The 24,151-nt window shown below is 70.2% G+C and carries 24 protein-coding genes; 11 read left to right on the forward strand and 13 right to left on the reverse strand.

The features are described 5' to 3' along the window. On the forward strand, positions 1-125 hold a 125-nt coding region (locus G6039_RS02500), incomplete at its 5' end, for an NlpC/P60 family protein (protein WP_164528056.1). A 93-nt stretch (positions 126-218) separates the two neighbouring features. Here the strand turns inward: G6039_RS02500 and greA are convergent. Both greA and G6039_RS02510 read right to left on the reverse strand, forming a co-directional pair. After that, positions 219-713, reverse strand: coding sequence for a transcription elongation factor GreA (gene greA / locus G6039_RS02505; protein ID WP_003935085.1), 495 nt, complete (start codon positions 711-713; stop codon positions 219-221). A gap of 222 nt (positions 714-935) precedes the next feature. Beyond that, positions 936-1,367 carry a DUF4307 domain-containing protein gene (locus tag G6039_RS02510; RefSeq protein ID WP_029542204.1) on the reverse strand — a complete coding sequence of 144 codons (432 nt, stop codon included), beginning with the start codon at positions 1,365-1,367 and terminating at the stop codon, positions 936-938. Between the two features lie 154 nt (positions 1,368-1,521). Between G6039_RS02510 and mca the strand changes: the two genes are divergently transcribed. From mca to G6039_RS02525, 3 genes are read left to right on the forward strand one after another with little or no spacing between them, the layout of a single operon-like run. After that, positions 1,522-2,400: a mycothiol conjugate amidase Mca gene (gene mca, locus G6039_RS02515; protein ID WP_029542206.1), complete on the forward strand. Its 879-nt coding sequence runs from the start codon at positions 1,522-1,524 to the stop codon at positions 2,398-2,400. Then, complete coding sequence (locus G6039_RS02520) at positions 2,397-2,672, forward strand: hypothetical protein (protein WP_006940388.1); 276 nt, start codon at positions 2,397-2,399, stop codon at positions 2,670-2,672. Before mca ends, G6039_RS02520 begins: the two co-directional genes overlap by 4 nt. A 10-nt stretch (positions 2,673-2,682) precedes the next feature. After that, positions 2,683-4,707: a thioredoxin domain-containing protein gene (locus G6039_RS02525; protein WP_043799697.1), complete on the forward strand. Its 2,025-nt coding sequence runs from the start codon at positions 2,683-2,685 to the stop codon at positions 4,705-4,707. A 12-nt stretch (positions 4,708-4,719) separates the two neighbouring features. Here the strand turns inward: G6039_RS02525 and G6039_RS02530 are convergent, their stop codons facing one another. Next, on the reverse strand, positions 4,720-5,634 hold the full coding sequence (locus G6039_RS02530; protein ID WP_043799699.1) for a mechanosensitive ion channel family protein: 915 nt from the start codon (positions 5,632-5,634) through the stop codon (positions 4,720-4,722). A gap of 62 nt (positions 5,635-5,696) precedes the next feature. Then, the gene (gene trhA / locus G6039_RS02535) at positions 5,697-6,365 is read right to left on the reverse strand and encodes a PAQR family membrane homeostasis protein TrhA (RefSeq protein WP_006940391.1); all 669 of its coding nucleotides are present in this window, start codon (positions 6,363-6,365) and stop codon (positions 5,697-5,699) included. Positions 6,366-6,530: 165 nt separating this feature from the next. On the opposite strand from trhA, the gene G6039_RS02540 reads away from it, so the two are divergent. Further along, complete coding sequence (locus G6039_RS02540) at positions 6,531-7,298, forward strand: isoprenyl transferase (RefSeq protein WP_006940394.1); 768 nt, start codon at positions 6,531-6,533, stop codon at positions 7,296-7,298. Between the two features lie 60 nt (positions 7,299-7,358). Here the strand turns inward: G6039_RS02540 and coaA are convergent, their stop codons facing one another. Continuing rightward, positions 7,359-8,291 carry a type I pantothenate kinase gene (coaA, locus tag G6039_RS02545; protein WP_006940397.1) on the reverse strand — a complete coding sequence of 311 codons (933 nt, stop codon included), beginning with the start codon at positions 8,289-8,291 and terminating at the stop codon, positions 7,359-7,361. A gap of 175 nt (positions 8,292-8,466) precedes the next feature. Between coaA and G6039_RS02550 the strand changes: the two genes are divergently transcribed. The 3 genes from G6039_RS02550 to G6039_RS02560 all read left to right on the forward strand — a co-directional run bounded on the left by G6039_RS02550 (position 8,467) and on the right by G6039_RS02560 (position 12,687). Beyond that, positions 8,467-9,657: a hypothetical protein gene (locus G6039_RS02550; protein ID WP_043799701.1), complete on the forward strand. Its 1,191-nt coding sequence runs from the start codon at positions 8,467-8,469 to the stop codon at positions 9,655-9,657. Between the two features lie 111 nt (positions 9,658-9,768). After that, positions 9,769-11,064, forward strand: a complete 1,296-nt coding sequence (gene glyA, locus G6039_RS02555) for a serine hydroxymethyltransferase (RefSeq protein ID WP_006940399.1) — start codon at positions 9,769-9,771, stop codon at positions 11,062-11,064. Between the two features lie 267 nt (positions 11,065-11,331). Further along, the gene (locus G6039_RS02560; RefSeq protein WP_174824765.1) at positions 11,332-12,687 is read left to right on the forward strand and encodes a PhoH family protein; all 1,356 of its coding nucleotides are present in this window, start codon (positions 11,332-11,334) and stop codon (positions 12,685-12,687) included. Positions 12,688-12,772: 85 nt separating this feature from the next. On the opposite strand, the gene G6039_RS02565 is transcribed toward G6039_RS02560, so the two are convergent. The 3 genes from G6039_RS02565 to G6039_RS02575 are packed head-to-tail and all read right to left on the reverse strand — an operon-like array spanning position 12,773 to position 15,268. Further along, complete coding sequence (locus G6039_RS02565; protein WP_006940401.1) at positions 12,773-13,183, reverse strand: carboxymuconolactone decarboxylase family protein; 411 nt, start codon at positions 13,181-13,183, stop codon at positions 12,773-12,775. A 52-nt stretch (positions 13,184-13,235) separates the two neighbouring features. After that, the gene (locus G6039_RS02570) at positions 13,236-13,661 is read right to left on the reverse strand and encodes a limonene-1,2-epoxide hydrolase family protein (protein WP_006940402.1); all 426 of its coding nucleotides are present in this window, start codon (positions 13,659-13,661) and stop codon (positions 13,236-13,238) included. Beyond that, the gene (locus tag G6039_RS02575) at positions 13,658-15,268 is read right to left on the reverse strand and encodes a serine hydrolase (protein WP_043799707.1); all 1,611 of its coding nucleotides are present in this window, start codon (positions 15,266-15,268) and stop codon (positions 13,658-13,660) included. The genes G6039_RS02570 and G6039_RS02575 overlap by 4 nt, the downstream gene beginning before the upstream one ends. A gap of 326 nt (positions 15,269-15,594) precedes the next feature. Between G6039_RS02575 and G6039_RS02580 the strand changes: the two genes are divergently transcribed. Continuing rightward, a complete protein-coding gene (locus tag G6039_RS02580; RefSeq protein WP_029542213.1) occupies positions 15,595-16,185 on the forward strand; it encodes an LGFP repeat-containing protein in 591 nt (196 codons plus the stop codon). Between the two features lie 25 nt (positions 16,186-16,210). Here G6039_RS02580 and G6039_RS02585 read toward each other — a convergent pair whose 3' ends face one another. From G6039_RS02585 to G6039_RS02595, 3 genes are read right to left on the reverse strand one after another with little or no spacing between them, the layout of a single operon-like run. Continuing rightward, on the reverse strand, positions 16,211-17,194 hold the full coding sequence (locus tag G6039_RS02585) for an NADPH:quinone oxidoreductase family protein (RefSeq protein WP_029542215.1): 984 nt from the start codon (positions 17,192-17,194) through the stop codon (positions 16,211-16,213). Between the two features lie 40 nt (positions 17,195-17,234). Beyond that, positions 17,235-18,029, reverse strand: a complete 795-nt coding sequence (locus G6039_RS02590; protein WP_043799712.1) for an SDR family oxidoreductase — start codon at positions 18,027-18,029, stop codon at positions 17,235-17,237. 3 nt (positions 18,030-18,032) lie between these two features. Continuing rightward, entirely contained in the window at positions 18,033-19,289 is a 1,257-nt protein-coding gene (locus G6039_RS02595; RefSeq protein ID WP_029542219.1) for an acyl-CoA dehydrogenase family protein, read from the reverse strand. Positions 19,290-19,458: 169 nt separating this feature from the next. On the opposite strand from G6039_RS02595, the gene G6039_RS02600 reads away from it, so the two are divergent. Further along, positions 19,459-19,935: a MaoC family dehydratase gene (locus G6039_RS02600; RefSeq protein WP_029542221.1), complete on the forward strand. Its 477-nt coding sequence runs from the start codon at positions 19,459-19,461 to the stop codon at positions 19,933-19,935. Positions 19,936-20,002: 67 nt separating this feature from the next. Here G6039_RS02600 and G6039_RS02605 read toward each other — a convergent pair whose 3' ends face one another. Continuing rightward, the gene (locus G6039_RS02605) at positions 20,003-21,385 is read right to left on the reverse strand and encodes an MFS transporter (RefSeq protein WP_029542223.1); all 1,383 of its coding nucleotides are present in this window, start codon (positions 21,383-21,385) and stop codon (positions 20,003-20,005) included. A gap of 151 nt (positions 21,386-21,536) precedes the next feature. On the opposite strand from G6039_RS02605, the gene G6039_RS02610 reads away from it, so the two are divergent. After that, positions 21,537-23,054, forward strand: a complete 1,518-nt coding sequence (locus G6039_RS02610; RefSeq protein ID WP_043799715.1) for a class I adenylate-forming enzyme family protein — start codon at positions 21,537-21,539, stop codon at positions 23,052-23,054. Between the two features lie 51 nt (positions 23,055-23,105). Here G6039_RS02610 and G6039_RS02615 read toward each other — a convergent pair whose 3' ends face one another. Next, positions 23,106-24,080 (reverse strand): phosphotriesterase family protein, encoded by a 975-nt coding sequence (locus G6039_RS02615; RefSeq protein ID WP_043799717.1) that lies wholly within the window; start codon positions 24,078-24,080, stop codon positions 23,106-23,108. Positions 24,081-24,151 lie beyond the last annotated feature (71 nt).

A 24,151-nucleotide genomic window follows, 5' to 3' on the forward strand; every position in this document is an offset into this window, starting at 1 on the left:
CCGACGGGCCGGGGCACGTGGGCATCTACATCGGCGGCGGTCAGATGGTGCACGCCCCGACGTTCGGGGACGTGGTGCGCGTCGGCGCGGTCTTCCCCGGCATGAAGGCCCGGCGCCTGCTCTGAACCGCCTGCCCCGGGCGCGCGAGAAGGGCCCGACCGGAGACCGGTCGGGCCCTTCACGTCGTGCCGGCCGCGCCGCGAGGCGGCTGCCGCCGATCAGCTGTGGTACGGCTCCGCGCTGACGAGCGTCACCTTCATGGTGCTGCCGTTGGGGAGCGTGTACTCGCGGGTCTCGCCGACCTTCGCGTCGATCAGGGCACCGCCCAGCGGGGAGCTGGGCGAGTAGATCTCGATCTCGTTGCCCCGGGCGCCTTCCTCACGGGTGGCGATGAGGAACGTTTCCTTGTCGCTTTCGTCGCCGTCGTAGTACACCGTGACGACCGAGCCGGGCAGCGCGACGCCGGACTGGGTGGGCGCAACACCGACCTTCGCGTTGTTCAGCAGTTCCTGCAGCTGACGAATCCGGGCCTCCTGCTGACCCTGCTCCTCGCGAGCGGCGTGGTAACCACCGTTCTCCTTGAGGTCGCCCTCTTCACGGCGCTCGTTGATCTCGGCCGCGATGACGGGACGATTCGCGATGAGCTGGTCGAGTTCTGCCTTGAGTCGGTCGTACGACTCCTGTGTCAGCCAGGTCACCTGGGTCTCGGTCATCCTCGATCACTTCCTTCGGGTTGGAGCCCCCGGCTCCGTCGACTGGTCGCCGCACTCGCAGCGACGACGGCAACGCGGATCCCTCGAACGTTCCCCCCAAGCCAGTGGCGAACAGGACCGCACTGCTTCCTATGCAGCAATACACGGCCCCAAAGGGTGGAACCGTGTATCCGGCGATTCTAGCACCAACGTGGTCTCCACCACGGAATCCGCAGCGTGCGGTCAGTGTGCGCGCAGGTATTCGGGCACGTCGAAGCTGCAGCCGTACATGTCCGCCATGCCCGGGCGCTGCGACGTCACCACCGGTGCGTCCATCAGCAGGGTGCCGGACTCGGACGAGGGGATCAGCACCTCGCGGCGGCCCGTCTCGGACCCGTCCTTCGACCGCGAGCGGATGATGCACACCGCCTCCTGCGACGGATCCTTCCGCGTCACGGTGAACTGCACCTGGACGGTGGAGTCGTCGACGACGGTGTAGGTGACGACGTCGCTCTCGATCTCCGGGGTGCCGAACTTCTGGTAGAGCAGGAACGCCCCGACCACCCCGACGACGAGCCCGACCGCGACCAGCGCCCACAACCAGGTGCGGCGGGATCCGCCCGTCGCCGGGTAGCGGCCGGTCGGGTAGCGGTCGATCGGGGTGGTGTCGGTCATCACATTTACTTTCGTGCACCCGCGAAGGCCGCGGGGGCGTGGCTGACGATGGACGTGTCAGGTGGAACTATAGGGGAGGAACCCAGGACGCCGGCTCGCAGTGCCGGTGGTCCGGGCCGCGACGATGCAGCCGACGGCGAGGTGGAGGAAAGACGTGAGCGGACTACGGCTCATGGCCGTGCATGCCCATCCCGATGACGAGTCGAGCAAGGGTGCCGCCACGACGGCCCGCTATGCCGCGGAAGGGCACGAGGTGCTGGTGGTCACCCTCACCGGGGGTGAACGCGGCGACATCCTCAATCCCGCCATGGACATCCCCGGGATCCAGGACCGCATGCCCGAGGTCCGGCGCGAGGAGATGGCCGCGGCCGCCCGCATCCTCGGCGTGCAGCACCGCTGGCTCGGCTTCGTCGACTCCGGGCTGCCGGAGGGCGACCCCAAGCCGCCGCTGCCCGAGGGCTGCTTCGCGCTGGTGCCCCTCGAGGAACCGACCCGCAAGCTCGTCGAGGTGATCCGCGAGTTCCGGCCGCACGTGATGACCACGTACGACGAGAACGGCGGCTACCCGCACCCCGACCACATCCGCTGCCACGAGGTCTCCGTCGCGGCGTACGAGGCGGCCGGCGACCCGGATCGGTTCCCCGAGGCCGGCCCGGCGTGGAAGGTGCAGAAGCTGTACTACTCGCACGGGTTCATCCGCAAGCGCCTGGAATTGTTCCGCGAGGAGTACGAGCGGCGCGGCGAACCGTTCCCCATGGAGGAATGGCTCAAGCGGTGGCGCACCGAGCAGGGCGACATCATGGCGCGGGTGACCACGCAGATCACCTGCAGCGACTACTTCCCGAAGCGGGACGACGCACTGCGCGCCCATGCGACGCAGATCGACCCCAACGGCTCCTTCTTCGCCGTGCCGCTGGACATCCAGCAGAAGGTGTGGCCGACGGAGGAATTCGAATTGGCCAAGACCCGCGTGCACACGGCGATCCCCGAAACGGATCTGTTCGCGGGCCTCGAGGACGGACAGGTGAGATGACGGTAGGCATGCTGGCGGCCGAGGTTCTGGCCCAGGACCCCACCGGCCCCGAATTCGGTAAGGCGTCGCCGCTCGGTCTCGCGCTCATCGTGATCCTGCTCGTGGCGACCGCCCTGCTGATCCGCTCGATGAACAAGCGGCTCGGCAAGCTGCCCGAGACGTTCGAGCCCGAGCATCCGGAGCCGGACCAGGCCGCGGACGAGGGGACCGATCGCGGGGCCGCGGAGAGCCGCAAACCCGACCACCCCCAGCCCCCGATGGCCACCAACTGACGGGCGCGTCGTGACACCCCCGGAGCCGTCGGTGCCCGGCACCCGCAACCGGAACACCCTCGGCGAGGCGACCAGCCCCTACCTGCGGCAACACGCCGGCAACCCGGTGCACTGGCACCAGTGGGGTGACGAGGCGCTGGCCTGGGCCCGGGAGCGGGACGTGCCGGTCCTGCTGTCCGTGGGGTACGCGGCGTGCCACTGGTGCCACGTGATGGCGCACGAGTCGTTCGAGGACGAGGCCACCGCCGCGCTGATGAACGAGCACTTCGTGTGCATCAAGGTGGACCGGGAGGAACGCCCGGACATCGACGCGATCTACATGAACGCCACCGTCGCGATGACCGGTCAGGGCGGCTGGCCGATGACGTGCTTCCTCACCCCGGACGGTGCCCCGTTCTACTGCGGCACCTACTACCCGAAGATGCCGCGCGGCGGCATGCCGTCGTTCACCCAGCTGCTCGAGGCGATCGCCGAGACCTGGCGCAACCGTCGCGCCGACGTGCACCGGTCCGCCGTCGCCATCGTCTCCGAGCTGCGCCGCGGCAGCGGCGGCCTCGCTCCCGGCGAGCGCCCGGTGGACGCCGCGCTGCTCGACGCCGCCGACGCCGCCGTCGCCGCCGACGAGGATGCGGTGCACGGCGGGTTCGGGGGCGCCCCGAAGTTCCCGCCGTCCGCGCTGCTCGAGGGTCTGCTGCGCGGATACGAGCGCAGCGGGAACCCGGCCGTGCTGTCCCTCGTCGAGCGGACGGCCGAAGCGATGGCGCGGGGCGGCATCTACGACCAGCTGGCCGGCGGCTTCGCCCGTTACAGCGTCGACGCCGGGTGGGTGGTCCCGCACTTCGAGAAGATGCTCTACGACAACGCGCTGCTGCTGCGGGTGTACGCGCACCTCGCGCGACGGATGTCGGCGCCCTGGGTGCGGCGGGTCACCGAGGAGACCGTCGAGTTCCTGCTGCGGGACCTGCGCACGGCCGGGCGCTGCTTCGCCTCCGCTCTCGACGCCGACACGGACGGGGTCGAGGGCCTGACCTACGTGTGGACCCCCGGGCAGCTGGCCGAGGTCCTCGGCGACGACGCGCAGTGGGCGGCCGAGCTGTTCACCGTGACCGACGCCGGCACCTTCGAACACGGCTCGTCGGTGCTGCAGCTGCTCGCCGACCCGGACGATGCCGAGCGCTACGAGCGGGTGCGGGCCGAGCTGTTCGCCGCCCGGCTGCAGCGGCCGCAGCCCGGCCGCGACGACAAGGTCGTCACGGCGTGGAACGGTTTCGCGATCACCGCGCTGGCCGAGGCGGGTGCCGCGTTCGGCCGCACCGACTGGGTCGACGCGGCCGTCGACTGCGCCCGGGCCCTGCTGGACCTGCACCTGGTGGACGGACGGCTCCGGCGTGCCTCCCTCGGCGGCACGGTCGGCGCCCCCGCGGGTGTGCTCGAGGACTACGGCGCCCTCGTCACCGCCCTGCTGGCGGTGTACCAGGCGACGGGCGACGCCGCGTGGCTCGACCCGGCCCGGGCCCTCGCCGACGTCGCGTTGACGCACTTCCAGGATCCGGCGCGGCCCGGAAGCTGGTTCGACACCGCCGACGACGCCGAGACCCTGGTGGCGCGGCCTCGTGACCCGATCGACGGCGCCACCCCGTCGGGGGCGGCGCTGATCTCCGAGGCCCTGCTCACCCTCGCCGCGGTCGTGCCCGAGGACCCGCGGTACGCCGACGCGGCGGACGCGTCGCTGCGGTCGGCGGTGGTGCTGCTCGAGCGGGCGCCGCGCTCGGCCGGGCACTGGCTGACGGTCGCCGAGGCGGCGGTGCGCGGCCCGATCCAGGTGGCCGTGGTCGGCGGCGGCGAGCTGCTCTCCGTCGTGCGGCAGGCGGCCCCCGGCGGCGCCGTCGTGGTCGGCGGGGACCCGGACTCGTCCCCGTTGCTGGCCGACCGCCCGCTGGTCGACGGAGGGCCGGCGGCGTACGTGTGCCGCGGATACGTGTGCGACAGGCCGGTCACGACGGAGGCCGAACTGCGCGCGGCGCTCTCGGCCTGAGCGGTCCGGGGCTCAGCCGGCGCGGGACGGGGTGAGCAGCGCCGGCAGCGGAGCGTCGATGCCGTTGCCGTCGAACGCCTCGAGCACCGCGCGGGCGATCGCCCGCTGCACGGCCCACTGCTTGCCGGCACGCGTGCGCACGGTGATCCGCAGCGTCACCGACTCCGGGGTGACGGAGTTGACGCCGAGCATCTCGGGCGGCTCGAGGATGTCGCCGGCCAGGTCGTCGCGTTCGACCGTCTCGAGGGCCGCGCGCAGGGCCACCTCGCAGGCCCGGTGCACGTTGGCGGCGTGGGCGATGGGGGAGTCGACGACGGCGACGGCGTAACCCTGGCTCATGTTGCCCACGCGCAGGATCTCGCCGTTGCGGCAGTACCAGAGGGTGCCGCTGATGTCGCGGACGGTGGTGACCCGCAGGCCGACGGATTCGACGGTGCCGACCGCGTCGCCCAGGTCGACGACGTCGCCGACGCCGTACTGGTCCTCGAGCAGCATGAACATTCCGGAGATGAAGTCACGCACCAGGTTCTGCGCACCGAAACCGAGGGCGACGCCGACGATGCCGGCGGACGCGATGAACGGCGCGACGTTGAGTCCGAGCGTGCCGAGGATCTGCAGGACGCACCAGACGAGAACCACGACGGAGACGCCGGACTTGAGCACCGAGCCGATCGTCTCGGCGCGCTGCGTGCGCCGCTCGTTGACCAGCACGCCCGGCAGGCCCCTGGGGGCGCGTTCCTGGAAGGGCCGGAGCAGGCCGGGTTTGCCGTTCTGGTGCCGCGGCTTCGTCATCCGGTCGATGAACCGGTGCAGCACATACCTCAGGATCAGCGCTGCCACGAGGTATCCCGCGATCGTCAGCGGCCGCTCGACGAGCCACTCCCGGTTGGTTTCGGTCAGTTCGAATGCCAGTCGCTGAACAGTCATCCCGGCCGAGTCTACGGATCCGTGCCGCGACTGCCACCGATGTGATCTTCGTCCGAACGGGTTTACCCGAACACCACCAGCCACACGGCAACGGCATGGCACAGCGCGGCGAGCACGGTCGCCGCGTGGAAGAACTCGTGGTAGCCGAAGACGTGCGGCCACGGGTCGGGCCACTTGGTGGCGTAGAGGATAGCGCCGATGCTGTAGAGGATGCCGCCGACGAGCAGCAGCACCATCGGGACGATGCCCGCCTCGTCGATCAGCTGACCGGCGACGGGGACGATTGCCCAGCCGAGCAGCAGGTACAGCGGGACTCCCACCCAGCGCGGCGCGGTGGGCCAGAGCATCTTCAGCGCGACCCCCGCGAGGGCGCCGGCCCACACCACGAACAACAGGGTGCGGCCGGTCTCCGGCGGCAGGGCGAGCGTCGCGAAGGGGGTGTAGCTGCCGGCGATGAACAGGAAGATCATCGAGTGGTCCGCACGCTTCATCCACGTGCGTGCCCGCGGATTGTGCCAGTGGACGCGGTGATAGAGGGCGCTCACGCCGAACACACCGCAGACGGTGAGGCTGTAGATCACCGTCGACCAGCCCGCGGGCGGATCGGCCACGGTCTGCGACAGGACCACCAGCGCGATGCCGGCCACCACTGCGACGCCGAACGCCCACAGATGGATCCAGCCGCGCATCCGCGGCTTCACGGGCAGTTCGTCGATCCCGAAAACCGTCATGGTCGGGGCCTCCCTTCGATACCGAAGAGTAACCTACGCTTCCGTAACTTTCGCGGTGTGCCGGATCCGCGGCGGGGCGGAGGCCGGCGCGCGGGCGTCGGCCACGACCGCCGCTGCGACCGGAGACGACCGTGAGCGTAATGTGACCCGCGTGGTGATCTCGGGGTGAACGCGCGCGGCCTGCTGTATCAGCTCTACGAACGACGGCTGCTGAGCAAGCTGGACGGCGCGCAGCATCCCCGGCACGTCGCCGTGATGTGCGACGGCAACCGTCGCTGGGCCCGCGAGAACGGGTTCACCGACGTCAGCCACGGGCACCGCATGGGCGCACTGAAGATCGCCGAACTGCTGAGCTGGTGCGACGCCGCCGGCATCGAGAGGGCCACCATCTACCTGCTCTCCACGGAGAACCTGCAACGTGAGCCCGAGGAACTCGAGGCGCTGCTCGAGATCATCACCGACGTCGTCGAGGAGATCTCCGGGCCGGAGCAGAACTGGAGCGTCAAGATCGTCGGCACGCTCGACCTGCTGCCGGACGAACTGGGCCGGCGGCTGAGCGAGGCCGCCGAGCGCACGCAGGGGCGCACCGGCACCCACGTCAATGTCGCGGTCGGCTACGGCGGCCGGCAGGAGATCGCCGACGCCGTGCAGGCCCTGCTCCGGGCCAAGCAGGCCGAGGGGCTCGACGGCGAGGGCCTGGTCGAGGCCGTCACGGTCGAGGCCATCAGCGATCACCTCTACACCTCGGGGCAGCCCGATCCCGATCTCGTCATCCGGACCTCCGGCGAGCAGCGGCTCTCGGGCTTCCTGCTCTGGCAGAGCGCGTACTCCGAGATCTGGTTCACCGAGGCCTACTGGCCGGAGTTCCGCCGCGTGGACTTCCTTCGCGCCCTGCGCGACTTCGCGGCGCGGCACCGCCGGTTCGGGACGTAGCCGCGGTGTGTCCTTCGGGCTGTTTCCGCCGCCCGAAGGACACACCGGCGGCTAAGCCGCCTACAGCTTCCGCAGGCGCAGGCGGTTGACCGAATGGTCGGAGTCCTTGCGCAGGACCAGCGTTGCGCGCGGCCGCGTCGGCAGGATGTTGTCCACCAGGTTCGGCCGGTTGATCGAATGCCAGATCTCCTTCGCGGCCCCCACGGCGTCGCGGTCCGACAGGTTCGCGTAGTGGTGAAAATGCGCGTCGGGGTCGGAGAATGCCGTCTTGCGGAGCGCGAGAAACCGCTCGACATACCACTTCTCGATGTCCTCGAGGCGGGCGTCGACGTAGATCGAGAAGTCGAACAGATCCGAGACCATCAGCCGTGGACCGGTCTGCAGGACGTTCAGGCCCTCGATGATGAGGATGTCCGGTTGCCGCACCACGTGGTACTGGCCCGGGATGATGTCGTAGGAGATGTGCGAGTACACCGGAGCGGCCACCTCTGCGGCGCCGGACTTGACCTCCGTGACGAACCGCAGCAGCTTGCGACGGTCGTAGCTCTCCGGAAAGCCCTTGCGGTGCATGATGTTCCGACGCATCAGCTCCCGGGAGGGGTACAGGAAGCCGTCGGTGGTCACCAGGTCCACCCGGGGATGGTGCTCCCACCGCGCCAACAGTGCCTGCAGCACGCGTGCTGTCGTCGACTTGCCGACCGCGACCGACCCGGCCACCCCGATCACGAACGGCACCTGCTGGTCCGGGTGCTTCTCGCCGAGGAACGTGGCGGTCGCGGCGAACAACCGCTGCCGCGCGGCGACCTGCAGGTGGATCAGACGGGCCAGCGGGAGGTACACCTCCGCCACCTCCGCCAGGTCGATCTGCTCGCCGAGGCCGCGCAGGCCGCGCAGTTCCTCCTCGGTCAGCACCAGCGGCGTCGACTTGCGCAGCGTCCGCCACTGCTTGCGATCGAACTCGACGTACGGACTCGGCTCGCTCAGACGCGCCACCGGCACACTCCCGACTCGACGACGGGCCCGGCGGCATACCCCGGGTATGGCTGGCGGCGAAGGATGTCCATATCGGCCGATTGTGCTCGCTGACACATCCGCTCGCCGCGCGGGGTCCGGTTTCCGGGTTCGCCGGCAGGCACGGGGCCGATCCTGGGGACTAGGGTGCCAGGGCATGGACCCGGACTCGTTGGTGCGCGAATATCTCCTGCTCGGCCTGGCATTCGACCGGCTCGAGGAGGGTTTCGTCGACGCCTTCACCGGCGACCCCGCCCTGCGTGGCCGGGTGGAGAACGCGCCGGCCCCCGATCCTCGTGATTTATCCCACACCGCGCGCACACTGCGGGCCGCGCTGCCCGTCTCCGGGCTCTCCGACGAGCGCACCCGCTTCCTCGACGTGCACCTGCGCGCCCTCGAATGCTCGGCCCGCAAGTTCGCCGGTGCGGACATCGCCTTCGTCGACGAGGTCGAGGCCTACTTCGACGTGCATATCGACATGGGCGACGAGGACGCGTACCGCGAGGCCCACCGCCGCATCGACGCGCTGCTGCCCGGCAGCGGCCCGCTCGCCGAGCGAGTGCAGGCCCACCGCAAGTCCGAGGTCGTCCCCGCCGACCGCCTCGCCGAGTGTGTCGACGCCTTCTCGAGCGCCCTGCGCGACAGGGTCCGCGCGGTGTTCCCACTGCCCGAGACCGAAACCGTCGAATACGAGGTGGTCGGCGACAAACCGTGGTCCGGGTTCAACTACTACCTCGGCAACTACCGCTCCCGCGTCGCGATCAACTCCGACCTCGAACAGCACATGTCCCACCTGCCGCGGCTGATCGCGCACGAGTCCTACCCCGGCCACCACACCGAACACTGCCGCAAGGAGGCCAGACTCGTCGCCGGCGGGCACGATGAGCAGACCCTCTTCGTCGTCAACACCCCGCAGTGCCTCATGGCCGAGGGGCTCGCAGACCTCGCCCTCGAGACGATCGTCGGGCCCGGCTGGGGACAGTGGGCGCAGGACATCTACGCCGACCTGGGCCTGCGGTTCGACGGTGAACTCGCCGAGAAGCTGCACGCGGCGTCCGCCGGCCTGCTCGGCGTCCGCCAGGACGCCTCCCTGCTCCTGCACGACCGCGGCCGCACCGGCGACGACGTCGTCGCCTTCCTGCAGCGCTGGTCGCTGTCGAGCCCGGAGCGGGCCCGGCAGTCGCTGCGCTTCCTGTCGTCGCCGTTGTGGCGCGCCTACATCAGCACCTACGTCGAGGGTTACCGCCTGCTCGGTGGCTGGCTGGCGCAGGCCCCTGCGGGCGCGGAACGCATCGAACGGTTCCGTCGCCTGCTCGACGAACCGCTGGTGCCCAGCGCCCTGCGGTAACGAGCGGGCGTGAGCTGGGCCATTGCCCGAGGGGACCGGGTTCCTCGACCGGGGGTGAGGTTCGTAGACTGGTAGGTGAATTCCTGCCGTCCCCAGCTTGGAGAATCCTCGATGACCGTTGTGCCCGGCACCGACGTCAACACCGCCTCGCTCTCAGACCTCGACCCCGAGCTGGCGCAGGCCATGGCCGGCGAGCTGTCGCGCCAGCGCGACACGCTCGAGATGATCGCGTCGGAGAACTTCGTGCCGCGCGCGGTGCTCCAGGCGCAGGGCAGCGTGCTCACCAACAAGTACGCCGAGGGCTACCCGGGGCGCCGCTACTACGGCGGCTGCGAGAACGTCGACATCGTCGAGGACCTCGCCCGCACCCGCGCCAAGGAACTGTTCGGTGCCGAGTTCGCGAACGTCCAGCCGCACTCGGGCGCGCAGGCCAACGCCGCCGTGCTGATGGCGCTGATGAACCCGGGCGAGAAGCTGCTGGGGCTCGACCTCGCCCACGGCGGGCACCTGACCCACGGCATGAAGCTGAACTTCTCCGGCAAGCTGTACGACGTCGCGTCCTACGGGGTCAGCAAGGACGACCACCGCGTCGACATGGACGAGGTCCGCTCCATCGCGGTGGCCGAGAAGCCGAAGGTCATCGTCGCCGGATGGTCCGCGTACCCGCGGCACGAGGACTTCGCCGCGTTCCGCTCCATCGCCGACGAGGTCGGCGCCTACCTGTGGGTCGACATGGCGCACTTCGCCGGGCTCGTCGCCGCGGGCCTGCACCCGTCGCCGGTGCCGTACGCCGACGTCGTGTCCACCACCGTCCACAAGACCCTCGGCGGCCCGCGCTCGGGTCTGATCCTCGCCAAGCAGGAGTGGGCCAAGAAGATCAACTCCGCGGTGTTCCCGGGCCAGCAGGGCGGCCCGCTCATGCACGTCATCGCCGCGAAGGCCGTCGCGCTGAAGATCGCCGCGAGCGAGGAGTTCAAGGACCGGCAGCGCCGCACCGTCTCCGGTGCGCAGATCCTCGCCGAGCGCCTGATGCAGTCCGATGTCACCGACAAGGGCATCACCGTGCTGACCGGCGGCACCGACGTGCACCTCGTCCTCGTCGATCTGCGCAACTCGCAGCTCGACGGCCAGCAGGGCGAGGACCTGCTGCACGAGATCGGCATCACCGTCAACCGCAACGCGGTTCCGTTCGACCCGCGTCCGCCGATGGTCACGTCCGGTCTGCGCATCGGCACCCCGGCACTGGCCACCCGCGGCTTCGGGGACGAGCAGTTCACCGAGGTCGCCGAGATCATCGCGGCCGCGTTGACGGGGTCGTCCGACACCGCGACGCTGCGCGGCCGGGTGAGCAAGCTTGCCGCCGACGCTCCGCTGTACCAGGGTCTCGAGGACTGGAACCTGGTCTAGGCGCGACGCCCGGCAATCTGTCCGGATCGTCTCGTTTACCCAATCTTCACCGACACGCCTCGTCGCTCATCGAGCGGACGGGGCCTGTCGGCGTTAGCGTCGGGGGTGTAGACGGCGCAGTTGCCGGCTACGCGGGAGGTCCTGATCGTGACTGTGACAGGCAGAGCGAGGGGCCGGCACCCGGCCCTCGTGTCCCTCGTGGACACCAGGTTCGACCGGCCCATCGAACGAAGTCTGTGTGGTGCTGCACAGATCTAGGAGCCTCACGTGACTGCAACACGCTCCGTCCCCGCCCGCCGCTCCGGCAGGACCCCGGCGAAGAAACCCGATGTACGCACCTTCGTACTGGACACCTCCGTGTTGCTCTCCGATCCGTGGGCGGTGACCCGCTTCGCTGAGCACGAAGTGGTGCTGCCCCTCGTCGTGATCGGCGAACTCGAAGGCAAACGGCACCATCACGAACTGGGTTGGTTCGCGAGGGAATCGTTGCGGCTGCTCGACGACCTGCGCCTGCAGTACGGCCGGCTCGATCAGCCCATCCCCATCGGGACCGCGGGAGGCACCCTGCACGTCGAGCTCAACCACACCGACCCGGAGGTGTTGCCGGCCGGATTCCGCACCGACACCAACGACTCCCGGATCCTCGCGTGCGCGTTGAACCTCGCCGGCGACGGCCGCGACGTGGTGCTGGTCAGCAAGGACATTCCGCTCCGGGTCAAGGCCGGTGCCGTCGGGCTGACCGCCGACGAGTACCACGCCCAGGACGTGGTGACGTCGGGCTGGACCGGCATGACCGAGCTCGAGGTGGACAGGGCGCTGATCGACGACCTGTTCGCCGAGGGGATCGTCGACCTCGACACCGCGAGGGATCTGCCGTGCCACACCGGGATCCGGCTGCTGGGCGGCTCGTCCAGCGCCCTGGGCCGGGTCACGCCGGACAAGCGGGTGCAGCTGGTGCGCGGAGATCGGGAGGCGTTCGGGTTGCACGGCCGTTCCGCGGAACAGCGGGTGGCGCTGGACCTGCTGCTCGACGAGTCCGTCGGCATCGTCTCGCTCGGCGGGAAAGCCGGGACGGGCAAGTCGGCGCTGGCGCTGACCGCGGGCCTCGAGGCCGTGCTGGAGCGTCGCACCCAGCGCAAGGTCGTGGTGTTCCGGCCGCTGTACGCCGTCGGCGGACAGGAACTGGGCTATCTGCCGGGCAGCGAGAGCGAGAAGATGGGGCCGTGGGCGCAGGCCGTGTTCGATACCCTCGACGGTCTCGCGAGCCCGGAGGTGATGGACGAGGTCATCAGCCGGGGCATGCTGGAAGTGCTTCCGCTGACCCATATCCGGGGCCGGTCGCTGCACGACTCGTTCGTCATCGTCGACGAGGCCCAGTCCCTCGAGCGCAACGTGCTGCTCACCGTGCTGTCCCGGCTCGGCGCCGGCTCGCGGGTGGTGCTCACCCACGACGTCGCCCAGCGCGACAACCTGCGGGTGGGCCGCTACGACGGCGTCGCGGCGGTGATCGAGAAGCTCAAGGGACACCCGCTTTTCGCGCACGTCACCTTGACCCGCAGTGAGCGCTCGCCGATCGCGGCGCTGGTGACCGAGATGCTCGAGGAGTTCGCCCCGGGCGCCTGACGCCGTCGGCTGGTGGGCCGAATGTCACACCGGTGCGATGTGATCGACCCGATGTGACATTCGGCCACCGCCCCGCGCGAGCGGGTCAGTCCTGCGAGGGGCGCGGGCCGAGTTCGGCCTCGAGAACCTCCTGGACGACGCGCATCGCGGCCAGGCCGGCCGGGGCGCCGCAGTAGGCGCCCGCGTGGATGACCGCCTCGACGATCTCGGTGCGGGTCAGACCGTTTCGCAGGGCGCCGCGCACGTGCCCGCGCAGCTCGTTCTCCGCGCGCAGCGCGATCAGCATGCCCAGGTTGAGCAGGCTGCGGCTGCGACGGTCGAGTCCCGGCCGGGTCCACACCGAGCCCCACACGTGCTCGGTGACGAACTCCTGCATCTCCTCGGAGTCGGTGCCGCGGGCGCGGTCGAAGGCCCGCTCGACGAAGTCGGCGCCCATCACCTCGCTGCGGACCTGAACTCCGGCCTCGAACGCGGGCGTCCGGTCGGCGTCGGTCATCGTCGTGCTCCCTGCCTCGTCGCCGTCGAACGGTTCGGCGGCCGGGGAGATTCTACGACCGGCGCAGCACCGCCCGGAGCGCGCCGGCGCCCAGTGCGCCGACGATCGTGCCGACGTTGTAGTGGTCGTCCCACACCGCGATCTTCCCGTCGCGCAGTTCGAACGTGCCGCACACCCAGAACCGGGTGGAGACGGGGCCGAGGCGCAGGACGTCGGTGCGCTCGGTGAGCACCACGTTTCCGGTCGCGGCGATGTGATGGATGGTGACGTCGAAGCCCAGCGACGGCCGGCGCAGGCCCTCGAGGATGCGCCGCACGCGGGGCAGGCCCCGCACGGTCGGCAGCGACGTGTTGTGCCAGGCGATGTCCGGGTCGAGGAGGGCGACGGCGCGCTCGACGTCCTCGGCGACCATCGCGTCGAGGAACTCGCGGACGACGGCGACGGACTTCTCGTCCACGGAGGTGTGCGGCTCGGTCATGACGCTCCTGTTCGGGTGAAGGTTCCCAGGCCGTTCTCGTTCCAGTACTCGAACGTGACGCCGTCGGGGGTGAAGGTGGCCGTGGAGATCGTCCCGTCCGGGGCGTTCTCACCGCCGTCGATCGGGAAGGTGAACACGTCGCCGTCCCAATGGTCGAGCCGGTAGGTCTGCCCGGCGGGACCGATGGTGAGCACCAGTGTGCCGGCGCGATCGTCGATCCGCGCGGGACCGTAGTACTCGCTGGTGTAGACGCCGGTGTACTGCCCGAGGGGGCGGGCCGGGGCCGGATTCGTGGGAGCGGGGCGTCCGACGAGCGAGCCCTTCGGGTCGTCGAACGATGCGAACGCCTTCTCGTAGAGGGCGAACCAGTCCTCGCGGATCTCGCCGAACTGCACGAGATCGGCGAACTCGGCGGCGAGGGTCTCCGGCACGCCGATCGGGGCGGCGTTGGTGAGCGCGACGATCGCGACGTCCGCCGACGGCAGGGCCGTGAACGCGGTCGCGGCACCCAGCGAGAACGCCCCGGAATGGCTCAGCGTCACCCGCCCGGCCGGGCTCGTGCCCACATTGAACCCGTACCCGTAGAACCCCGCCCGGCTGTCGACGGTGCCCGGCGGGCTCGACACGGCCTGCGGGGACACCGCCGGCAGCAGGGCGTCCGCGTCGACGATGCGCCGGCCCTGGTACTCACCGTCGCCGAGCAGCATGGTCAGCCACCGCGCGACGTCGGTGACCGAGGCGCTCACCCCGCCGGCCGGGGACTGGGCGTCGGGATCGCGGACGGCGCGCGCGACGTAGTCGCCGTCGACGAGCTGATGACCCACGGCCCGGTTGGGCCGGGCCTCGTAGTCCTCGAATCGTGAACTGGTGGAGGTCATTCCGAGGGGTTCGTACAGCACCCGTGCCGACAGGTCCGCCCAGTCGGCCCCGGACGCGTCGGCCACCGCCTGCGCCGCGGCCGTGAGCCCGAAGTTGGTGTACTCGTAGGAATCCCGGAACGGCCCGAGCGGCAGCAGGCGGAACCGGTCGAACACCTGCTCGCGGTCGAAACCGAGATCCTCGAGCTCGTCGCCGGCGTGGTCGGGAAGCCCGGAGCGATGGGCGTAGAGATCGCCGACAGTCACGCGGCTCGTCACGTACGGGTCCGCGAGGGCGAAGCCCGGCAGGCGTTCGATCACCGGGGTGTCCCAGCCGATCACGCCCTCGCCGACCTGGTGTGCGACGACGGTTGCGCCGAGCGGCTTCGACATCGACGCCAGCTGGAAGACGGTGTCGGCATCCACTGCGGCGTCGCGGCCGGCCTCGCGCACACCGAACCCCTTCGCGTACACGATCTCACCGCGGTGCACGACCGCGACGGCCATCCCGGGGATGGCGGTCCGATCCATCAGTTCGCGTGCGAGGTCGTCGAGGCGGGCGACGGCGTCGTCGACCTGCCCGTCCGGGATGTCGACGCCGGCAACCTGCGGGGGAGTGAGCGACCGGGACTCCGGCGAGGCCGGTGCCGAGGACGTCGGGGAATCGGTGTCGACCGAGACGCACCCGGCCGACAGGGTCGCCACGAGGGCGAGGGCGGCGCCGATCCGGCGACGACGGGGTGCGCGCATGTCACGGCCTTTCTCGTCCGTCGCATGGTAAGCCCTGCGTCCGTGGCGCGGAAGCGTTCTGTTCCGCGTCACGGGCGCCGGTGACGGCGACGGACGCCGGTCGCAGCCTCGTTCGCCGATCGTTGTCCGACTGTGACGAGGAGAGCGGTCCGGGACGGTCGAACCGCCGCACCGGGCGCGACCTGCGCCGATGCTGCGATCGCGGCGGGGCGCGGACGGGCACCGGCCGCGCGGTCCGGTCCGGCGCGAGGAAACCGCCGCACGGGACGGCACGGGATGGTTAGCGTCGAGGGGCCGGTGTTCGGATGCCAACGAGGAGTGATCCCATGAATCGAATCCCGCGTCGTTCTGCCACTGTCGCCGCGGCCGTCGCCGCTGCAGGGCTGGTACTGGCCGGCTGCAGCAGCGACGACGGCACCACCGCAGAGGATGTGGTCGGCAGCGCCACGAGTGCAGCGCAGTCCGCGGTCGAGGGGGCAACGTCCGCCGCCCGGTCCGCGGTCGAAGACGCCACCGGAACCGGAGGCCCCACGGAACCGGGCGCCTCCGTGGAGGAGACGACCACGCTGCCGGGTGCGGGCGGCGCCGAGTACACCATCAGCGGGCCGATTCTCGCGAAGTACAACGAGATCGGCGGGGCGAACAGCCCCCTCGGGGCGCCGACCGCGGATCAGCAGGACGTCGGCGACGGCTACATTGCGGAGTTCGAGGGCGGCATCATCGCCTGGAGTCCCGACACCGACTCGCACGTGGTGTGGGGCGAGATCCGCACCGCCTGGGAGGCCCAGGGCGGCGCGGAGGGTGAACTCGGCTTCCCGATCAGTGACGAGCGCCCGATCCCGAACGGCCTGGAGAGCGAGTTCGAGATGGGCACCATCACCTACGTCGCGGGTGCGACGCAGGTGATCCCGAAGTAACCCGTCCCGATGTAGCCCGCGCCGGCTACGGCTGGAACACGAGCCGGCCGACGGTGTGCCCGTCCCCGAGGCGGGCCACCCCGTCGGCGACGTCGTCGAGGGAGAGCCGCTCGCTGATCAGCGGCTTGATGGCGCCGTCGTCGGCGAGGCGGCACAGTTCCTCGTGGCACGCCTCGATCGCGGCACGGTTGTACTGCCGGTACAGGCCCCAGTGCAGGCCGATGATCGAGTAGTTCTTGATGAGCGCGTGGTTCAGCGCCGGTTGCGGGATGGTGCCCCCGGCGAACCCGATCACCAGGATGCGGCCCTCGAACGCGATGCACTTGGTGGAGCGGTTGTACGAGTCGCCGCCGACGGGGTCGTAGATCACGTCCGCGCCGCGGCCGGCGGTGACGTCCTTGACGACGTCGACGAAGTCCTCGCGGTGCCGGTCGACGACGACGTCGGCGCCGAGAGCCCGGCAGTAGTCGGCCTTCTCGGCGCCGCCGACGACACCGATCACGGTGGCCCCGGCGGCCTTGCCGAGTTGCACTGCGGCACTGCCGACCCCACCGGCGGCAGCGTGCACGAGCAGGGTCTCCCCGGCCCGCAACTGCGTACGGCGGTGCAGGGCGAACCACGACGTCTGGTACCCGATCGACAGCGCCGAGGCCTCGGCGTCGTCGAGGGACGCCGGAGCGCGGTAGGCGTCCTCCTCCGGAACCACGGCGAGCTCGGCGAATCCGCCGAAGGGGAACTCGGGATTGCCGATGATCCGGTCGCCGACGGCGAAGCGGGTGACGCCCTCGCCGGCCGCGACGACGGTCCCGGCGAGTTCGACGCCCGGTGTGAAGGGCAGTTCCGGCTTCAGCTGGTACTGCCCGCGGCACAGCAGCACGTCGGGGAAGTTGGCCGGCGCCGCGGCGACGCGCACGACGAGCCGTCCGGGCCCCGCCTCGGGGTCGGGGACGTCCATCAGCTGCAGCGCTTCCTTGGGCTCGCCCACTTCGTGAATTCGCCAGGCCTTCATAGGGTTACCTTTCGCTCGAGTTCGGTGTGCGGAGGTGCGCTCAACGGGCGGCGACGCCGGCCTCGGCTGCGGCGGCGGTACCGAGCATCGCTCCACCGTCGACGACGAGGGTCTCGCCGGTGATCCAGCTCGCCGCGTCGGAGGCGAGGAAGGCCACCGCCGAGGCGATGTCGGCCGGCTCGCCGATCCTGCCGAGCGGCAGGGCCGCGTCGAGCCGGTCCTCGTGGTCCTTCCACAGGGCCTCGGCCAGGCGGGTGCGCACGACGCCCGGGGCGACGGCGTTGACCCGCACCCGCGGCGCCAGCTCGAGGGCGAGCTGGCGGGTGAGGTGGATCAGCGCCGCCTTCGAGGCGTTGTAGAGGCCGATGTTCGCTTCGGGTGCCATCCCGCCGACGGAGGCGGTGTTGACGACCGCGCCCCCGTGCTCGCCCATCCACTCCCGCACGGCCAGGGAGGTCCACAGCACCGGACCCCACAGGTTGACGTCGAAGGTCTTGGCGAACCGGGCGTGGTCCTGGGCGATCACCGGGCCGAACGCGGGGTTGGTGCCGGCGTTGTTGACGAGGATGTCCAGGCGCCCGAACCGCTCGACGGTGAGTTCGACGCACCGCCGGGCCGCGTCCTCGTCGACCGCGTGCGCGCCGACACCGAGTGCGGTGCCCCGCACCCCGGCCGCGGTGACCTGCGCGGCCGCGGCGTCGGCCGCGTCCTGCTTGCGGGAGGTGAGCACCACGTTCGCGCCGGCCGCCGCGAGGTCCCGGGCGACGGCCAGGCCGATACCGCGGGACGCCCCGGTGACGATCGCGGTGCGGCCGGTCAGATCGAGTCCGGTCATGGGTCAGCCCACCGTCACCTTGTGGCCGTTGACCGACGGGGCGCCGGCGGGAGCGGTGCGGTACTTGCGCAGCTCGGCGACGGCGATGGAGCGCTTGTGCACCTCGTCGGGGCCGTCGGCGAGGCGCAGCGTGCGCATGTGTGCGTACATCATCGCGAGCGGGAAGTCGTCGGTGACGCCGCCGCCGCCGTGCACCTGGATGGCACGGTCGATGATCTTCAGCGCCATCGTCGGGGCGGCGACCTTGATGGCCGCGATCTCCATGCGTGCCTGCTTGTTGCCGACGGTGTCCATCAGGTGCGCCGCCTTCAGGGTGAGCAGCCGGGTCATCTCGATCTCGATGCGGGCCTCGGCGATCCAGTCCTGGATGTTGGCGCGCTCGCTGAGGGGCTGACCGAACGTCACCCGGCTCGACGCGCGCCGGCACAGGAGCTCGAGGGCCCGCTCGGCCATGCCGATGGCGCGCATGCAGTGGTGGATGCGGCCGGGTCCGAGCCGGGCCTGGCTGATCGCGAAGCCCTCGCCCTCGCCCGCGAGGACGTCCTTGCTCGGCACCCGCACGTTCTCGAAGGTGATCTCGGCGTGGCCCTCGCGGTCGGCGTACCCGAAGACCGGCAGGTTGCGCACCACTGTCACGCCGGGGGCGTCGATCGGGACGACCATCATCGACTGCTGGCGGTGCGGGGCGGCGGTGGGATCGGTCTTGCCCATCACGATGAGCACCTTGCAGTTCTTGTGCATCGCGTTGGAGGCGAACCACTTACGCCCGTTGAGGACGTACTCGTCGCCGTCCCGGACCATGGACAGCTCGATGTTGGTGGCGTCGGAGCTGGCGACGGCGGGTTCGGTCATCGCGAACGCCGAGGCCATCGTGCCCTCGAGCAGCGGGCGCAGGTACTTCTCCTTGTGCTCGTCGGTCCCGAAGAGGGTGAGCACCTCCATGTTGCCGGTGTCGGGGGCGTTGCAGTTGCACGCCTCGGAGGCGATGTGGCTGCGGCCCATGATCTCGGCGAGGGGCGCGTACTCGAGGTTGGTCAGACCCGGGCCCCAGTCGGGGTGGGGGTGGAAGAGGTTCCACAGGCCACGCCGGCGGGCCTCGGCCTTGAGCTCCTCGAGGATCGGGGGCTGGAAGTGCGGGTCCCCGGAGGCGCGCATCTGCTCCTCGTACACCGCCTCGGCGGGGTAGACGTGCTCGTCCATGAAGGCGAGCAGGGTGTCGCGGTACTGCACGGTGCGCTCGGACATTTCGTAGACCGACATGGTCACTCCTGGCGGAAGGGGGGCAGGGCTGGGATCGCCCGTCGTCGAAGGCGGTGCGTCGCGAAGAGGATGGTGACGGACGTCTCCCTCTCTGTATAGTTGAACGCGGTTTCAACTTCAAGTTTTGATTCGGCGCGAGTCGTTCCGGCCGCGCGGAGAGGAAGCATCCATGACCGACGACATCACCACTCTGCCCGTGCGTCCCACGGGCCTCGACGACCTCCAGGCCCTGGTGGGACGGGATATCGGGCCGACGGACTGGGTGCCGGTCACCCAGGAACTCGTGAACGCCTTCGCCGAGGTCACCGACGACCACCAGTGGATCCACGTCGACCCCGAGCGCGCCGCGACGAGTCCTCTGGGCACGACGATCGCGCACGGTCTGCTCGTGCTCTCGCTGGGGCCGGGACTGTCCTACAAGCTCATGAGCTTCGACGGGTTCGCCCACGGGCTCAACTACGGCTACGACAAGGTGCGCTTCGTCTCGCCGCTGCCGGTGGGCTCCCGCATCCGGATGCGCATGCAGGTTCTCGGGGCCGAGGCCGCCGGCGGCGGCATCCAGATCCGGACGCTGCAGACGTTCGAGCGCGAGGGGCAGGAGAAGCCGGTCGCGGTGGCCGAGTCGCTCGCCCGCGTCGTCGCCTGAGGGGTATACGGCAAAGATGCTGCCGGCCTCCACGAGTGATCGTGGAGGCCGGCAGCACCCGTTCCGGTTACCGTGCGTGGGCGATGCCCGGGACGGCCTTCGGGTCGCGGCGCACCGCCGCGGGGTTGGTCTCCTTCAGCACCCACGCCGAGAACAGCGTGAGGGCGCCCATCAGGGCCACGAACACCGAGACCCACGTCGTCGTGCCGGTGTTGGCGATCAGGGCGGTCATGATGAACGGCGTGCCACCGCTGACGGTGACGGCGGCGAGCTGGTAGGCGAGCGACGCGCCCGAGAGCCGGACGTTCGGTTCGAAGAGCTCGCCCAGGTACGCCGCCAGTGGGCCGTACGTCATGGACTGGAAGATCGAGCCGACCGTGACGGCCACCGCGAACAACACGAGATTCGCGGTGTTGACGAGCCAGAAGTAGGGGAAGGCCCACAGCACGAGCGCCGCTGCCCCGATCATGATCATCGGCCGGCGGCCGACGCGGTCGGAGATCCACCCCGACCACAGGATGAACCCGAGACCCACCAGCGAGCTGGCCAGCGACACGGCCAGGATCGAGTTGCGGTTCATGCCGAGTTCGGTGGTGCCGTAGCTCAGGACGCCGGCGATGCTGATGTAGAACAGCGAGTTCGTCGCGGCGAGCAGGCCGCAGCCCAGCAGGATCTTGCGCCAGTGGGTGCGGATCGCTTCGGCCAGCGGGGCCTGGACGACCTGCTGCTCGGGCCGGGTGGCTGCGACTTCGGCCTGCAGTTCCCGGAATTCGGGGGTGTCCTCCACCTTGGTCTGGATGTAGAGGACGACGGGGAACAGCGCCGCGCTGGCGAGGAACGGGATCCGCCAGCCCCAGTCGAGGAACACCTCGTTCGGCATCGCGGCCGTCGCCGTCAGGAAGGCGACGTTGCCCAGGATGACGCCGCACGGCACACCCATCTGCCCGAACGTGCCGGCGAAGCCGCGCCGCTTGGGATCCGCGGACTCGGTGAGCAGCAGGACGATTCCGCCCCACTGTCCGCCGCAGGCGATGCCCTGCAGGAAGCGCAGCGTCACCAGGAGGATGGGGGCGAGGACGCCGATGGAGGCGGCGGAGGGCAGGCAGCCGATGAGGAACGTCGCCAGGCCCATGAGCAGCAGGGAGACCACGACGACGGGTTTGCGGCCGTAGCGGTCACCGAAGTGGCCGGCTACGAGTCCGCCGATGGGACGGGCCACGAATCCGGCCCAGAAGGTGCTGAAGGACAACAGCGTTCCCATCAGGGGTGAGCTGTCGGGGAAGAACACGTGCGGGAAGACCAGCGCCGCGGCGGTGCCGTAGAGAAAGAAGTCGTACCACTCGATCGAGCTGCCGATGAGCCCGGCGGCGAGCAGCTTACGATGAGCGCGCGTGTGGTGCGACGTGCCGGCGGGCGCGATGCCGGTCGGACTCACGGATGACGATGTCACAGATCAATTCCTCCGGTCGGACGGGCCGAGAAACAGCACTCAAACATGAATTCGGGTTCAGGCTGTGGTGCTAGTCTGGGGCATCCGTCATGTGATGTCAATCACGAGCGGGCCTCCCCCCAAAATGTCACTCGACGAAGGGAAACCAGTCATGGCCAGTGTTCTCGACCCCGTCCTCGCCCATGCGGACGCGGCGCCGGAACGCATCGCCCTGCGCACGCAGGACGGGCAGCGAAGCTATCGCCGGCTTCGCGACGACGCGCTGCGCTACGGCGCACTGCTCCGCGGTCGCGGCGTCACCACCGGCGACCGGGTGCTCCTGCTCGCCCCGTCGGTACCCGAATTCGTCTTGGCTTACCTGGGCATCCAGGCGGTCGGCGCCGTGGTGGTTCCGGTGAACACCATGTCCACCGCGGCCGAGCTGAGCTATACGCTCGGGGACTCGCGGGCCGTGCTCGCGATCGCCTGGCACGGCGCCTCCGCCTCGGTGGCCGAGGCCGCGGAGGGTCTCGGCGTGCCGTGGCTGCCGCTGGAGCCGGGCGCCGCGGTCGAGGAGGACCCCATCGACCCCGTCGACCGTGCCGACGGCGACATCGCGGCGGTGCTGTACACGTCGGGCACCACCGGCCGCCCCAAGGGGGCCCAGCTCACCGTCTCGAATCTGCTGTCCGCGGGCCGTATTTCGTGCACATTGTCCGGATCGGGACCCGAGGACCGCGTGGGGACCGGATTGCCGCTGTTCCACATCTTCGGCCAGGCCTCGGTGATGATGTCGGCGTTCACCGCCGGATCCTCCCTGTCCCTGCTGTCCCCGTTCGACCCGGCGGCGATGCTCGATCTCGTGGTCCGGGATCGGCTGACGGTGGTGTGCGGGGTTCCGACCATGTGGAACGCGATGCTGCATGCCGAATCGCCCTACGGCCCGGCGGATTTCGAGGGGCTGCGGCTGGCGGTCTCGGGGGGAGCGTCGCTGCCGGGTGAGGTGGCCCGCGACTTCGGGCAGCGCTTCGGCTGCACCATCCGGGAGGGCTACGGCCTGACGGAAACCACGGCCATGGCGACCTTCTCATGGGGGGACGTCCCGGCGCGCATCGGGTACAGCGGAACCGCGGCCCCGGACATCGAGGTCGAGGTCTACGGGCCGGACGGTGCCCCGTGCGGGCCCGGCGAGGTGGGGGAGGTGTTCGTCCGCGGACCCGTCGTCATGGCCGGCTACTGGCAGCGCCCGGCCGACACCGCGGCCGTGCTCGACGAGCAGGGCTGGTTCCGCACCGGCGACCTCGGAGAGTTCGACGAGCAGGGCCGGTTGCGCATCGTCGACCGCGTCAAGGACCTCGTCATCCGCGGCGGCTACAACGTGTACCCCAGCGAGGTGGAGGAGGTGCTCTACGAGCATCCCGACGTCGTCGAGGCCGCCGTGGTGGGCGTCCCGGACCGGCACTACGGCGAGGAGATCGCCGCGGTGGTCGTGCTGCGCGACGGCGGCGGCGCCGACGCCGAGGACGTCGTGCGATGGTGCCGGGAGCGGTTGTCCGCCTACAAGGCACCCCGCATCGTCCGCTTCGTCGACGCACTGCCGAAGGGGGCGTCCGGGAAGATCCTCAAGCGGGCCATCGACCGGGACGAGTTGTCCCGGTTCGTCGTACGCCGCTCCGAGTCGGCGGTGTGATCCGCGCCGTCCGCTGCCGGGTGCCACACCCGGCAGCGGACGGCACCCGACTCAGTACGTGTCGCGGCGTTCGAAGATCTCGCGCGGGTTGTCGATCAGCATCCGGTCGATGTCCGCCTCGCTCACCCCGGCCTCCCGCAGGGCGGGCAGCACGTCGTTGTGCAGGTGCATGTAGCTCCACCGCGGCGTCTCCACGGCGAGCATCTTCGGATCGAGCCAGTCGTTGAGGGTGGCGTAGTCCTGCGACAGCAGCATCCGGCCGGCATAGCCGCGCTCGACGAGGGTCGCGATGGTCTTCACCCGCTGCTCGAATCCGAGGTAGACGTCGACGCCGCAGCGGTCCATGCCGATGTACGACCCGGCGTCCATCAGCGACGTGAGGTAGCCGATGTCGTCGGAATCGCCGCTGTGGCCGACGATCACACGGGAGAGGTCGACACCCTCCTCGGTGAACAGGCGCTGCATCACCAGCCCCGACTCGGAGTGGGCGTGGGTGTGCACGGTGATCGGCACGCCGGTGCGGCGGTGGGCGACCGCCACGGCCCGGGCCGTGCGCTCGACGCCTGCGGTCAGGCCCGGGGCGTCGATGGCGCACTTGAGCATTCCGGCGCGCACTCCGGAATCGAGGATGCCCTCCTCGATGTCGCGGACGAAGAAGTCCACCAGGGGTTCCGGGCCACCGAACAGGGTGCCGGAACCGCGGTAGTGGAAGTAGTGCGGCAGGTCCATGTAGGTGTAGAGACCGGTCGCCACGACGATGTTCATGTCGGTGGCCTCGGCGACCCGCCGGATCAGGTCGATGTTGCGGCCCGTGCCGACCACGGTGAGGTCGACGAACGTGTCGAAGCCGGCCGCGTGCACCTCCCGGACGCGGTCGATCGCCTCCGCGACCGCCGCGTCGAGGTCGACGCCGATGTCCCAGTTGCCGTGCAGTTCGGGGGAGAGGACGAACAGGTGCTCGTGCATCAACGTCCGGCCGAGGCTGCCGCTGTCGACGGTGCCGGTGACGGTGGGGACGGTGGTCATGGCGTCTCGCTTCCTGAAGACCTGAATTGGAATTCAGCTTCATATGAGACCACGATGAGACGCCTGTCACA

Origin of the sequence: Rhodococcus aetherivorans, assembly GCF_011058165.1 — a bacterium.
Lineage (GTDB): Bacteria > Actinomycetota > Actinomycetes > Mycobacteriales > Mycobacteriaceae > Rhodococcus > Rhodococcus aetherivorans.

Coding starts and splice junctions, on each gene's coding strand:
- G6039_RS02550 (WP_043799701.1), top strand. CDS start 8,467: ATGGACCCGGACTCGTTGGTGCGCGAATATCTCCTGCTCGGCCTGGCA.
- G6039_RS02510 (WP_029542204.1), bottom strand. CDS start 1,367: ATGACCGACACCACCCCGATCGACCGCTACCCGACCGGCCGCTACCCG.
- glyA (WP_006940399.1), top strand. CDS start 9,769: ATGACCGTTGTGCCCGGCACCGACGTCAACACCGCCTCGCTCTCAGAC.
- G6039_RS02600 (WP_029542221.1), top strand. CDS start 19,459: ATGACCGACGACATCACCACTCTGCCCGTGCGTCCCACGGGCCTCGAC.
- G6039_RS02565 (WP_006940401.1), bottom strand. CDS start 13,183: ATGACCGACGCCGACCGGACGCCCGCGTTCGAGGCCGGAGTTCAGGTC.
- G6039_RS02570 (WP_006940402.1), bottom strand. CDS start 13,661: ATGACCGAGCCGCACACCTCCGTGGACGAGAAGTCCGTCGCCGTCGTC.
- greA (WP_003935085.1), bottom strand. CDS start 713: ATGACCGAGACCCAGGTGACCTGGCTGACACAGGAGTCGTACGACCGA.
- G6039_RS02530 (WP_043799699.1), bottom strand. CDS start 5,634: ATGACTGTTCAGCGACTGGCATTCGAACTGACCGAAACCAACCGGGAG.
- G6039_RS02575 (WP_043799707.1), bottom strand. CDS start 15,268: ATGCGCGCACCCCGTCGTCGCCGGATCGGCGCCGCCCTCGCCCTCGTG.
- G6039_RS02590 (WP_043799712.1), bottom strand. CDS start 18,029: ATGACCGGACTCGATCTGACCGGCCGCACCGCGATCGTCACCGGGGCG.
- trhA (WP_006940391.1), bottom strand. CDS start 6,365: ATGACGGTTTTCGGGATCGACGAACTGCCCGTGAAGCCGCGGATGCGC.
- G6039_RS02595 (WP_029542219.1), bottom strand. CDS start 19,289: ATGTCGGTCTACGAAATGTCCGAGCGCACCGTGCAGTACCGCGACACC.
- G6039_RS02520 (WP_006940388.1), top strand. CDS start 2,397: ATGACGGTAGGCATGCTGGCGGCCGAGGTTCTGGCCCAGGACCCCACC.
- G6039_RS02585 (WP_029542215.1), bottom strand. CDS start 17,194: ATGAAGGCCTGGCGAATTCACGAAGTGGGCGAGCCCAAGGAAGCGCTG.
- G6039_RS02580 (WP_029542213.1), top strand. CDS start 15,595: ATGAATCGAATCCCGCGTCGTTCTGCCACTGTCGCCGCGGCCGTCGCC.
- G6039_RS02615 (WP_043799717.1), bottom strand. CDS start 24,080: ATGACCACCGTCCCCACCGTCACCGGCACCGTCGACAGCGGCAGCCTC.
- G6039_RS02610 (WP_043799715.1), top strand. CDS start 21,537: ATGGCCAGTGTTCTCGACCCCGTCCTCGCCCATGCGGACGCGGCGCCG.